Source organism: Cohnella yongneupensis, assembly GCF_042655785.1.
Classification (GTDB): Bacteria; Bacillota; Bacilli; order Paenibacillales; family Paenibacillaceae; genus Cohnella; species Cohnella yongneupensis.
Window position 1 is genome coordinate 1 of record NZ_JBHSNC010000071.1, and the last position, 1,080, is coordinate 1,080.

The 1,080-nt window shown below is 48.6% G+C and carries 2 protein-coding genes; both read right to left on the reverse strand.

The window, feature by feature from the left end; translation table 11 throughout:
* The coding region (locus ACFPQ4_RS24760) for an IS3 family transposase (RefSeq protein ID WP_378114632.1) at positions 1–738 on the reverse strand (738 nt) is incomplete at its 3' end.
* A gap of 5 nt (positions 739–743) precedes the next feature.
* Positions 744–1,080 (reverse strand): transposase (locus tag ACFPQ4_RS24765; protein WP_378114633.1); only part of this gene is annotated, 337 nt, incomplete at its 5' end.

The window sequence follows — 1,080 nt, forward strand, 5'->3', positions numbered from 1 at the left end:
CCTTTGAGCCTCGGCAATACTTCGTATATCATAAGGGTAGAGGGCTTCGACTTTCAGATGAGAGAAGAAGCTTTCCATTGAGGCGTTGTCGTAACAATTGCCTCGGCGTGACATGCTGATTTGGGCGCTAACCTGTGGCAGCATGTCGTGGTATGCATGGGACGTGTACTGGCTTCCTTGGTCGCTGTGAACGATCAAGCCAGTCACGTCCTTATGTATGTCTAAGGCCTTCCTAAACGTCTCCAGCACAAGCGGATTGTCATTGTTATTGCTGATGTGGTACGCGATGATTTCGTTATTCCAGAGGTCCTTGATGGCGGATAAATAGATACGTTCATCGAATACGCGATATTGTGTAACGTCGGTGACCCACTTGCGATTAGGCGCATCAGCCGTAAAATCGCGCTGTAATAAATTCTCCGCGATTCGCCCGTCCGCAATTGCTGCCTGCTGACTCGTCCGATGTTTGTATTTGCGGCGGATAATCGCTTGTATGCCCAACTCCCGCATGAGACGTAGCACCTTTTTGTGATTGACGACAAGACTATGCTGGCGGAGCAACTCATCTTGAACTCGGCGGTATCCTGCTTTCTTATCCCATCGCTCATAAATCGCGGAAATCATCATTTTTAATTCCGCGTCCGGATCCTCGCTACCACGCTTCAGATAGCCGTAGTACCCGCTACGGGAGATGCCTAAGAAGTTACATAATCCTGTTATCGAGTACTTATCCCTCATTCGATCTATGACGACGTGTCTGTGCTGTGCACCTCCTGATTCAAGATCTGCAACCACTTTTTTAGAACATCTACCTCCATCTGTAACCGACGAAATTCGCGTTCCTGCTCCGTCTCAGCTCGCTTCGGGTCTCCACGACGGTCCTTAAATGACTCGTAGCCACCTTCACGAAACTTCCGAATCCATATCTTCACGCGGTCCTTATCCTTAATTCCGAGATGATCTGCGATACGTCTCTGGCTCCAGCCTTCTTCCTTATGCAGTCGAACAGCTTCGATCTTTAATGATTCCGGATAATGATTAAACTTTTGTCCCTTTAGCGCCATAACGAAAAGCACCCCC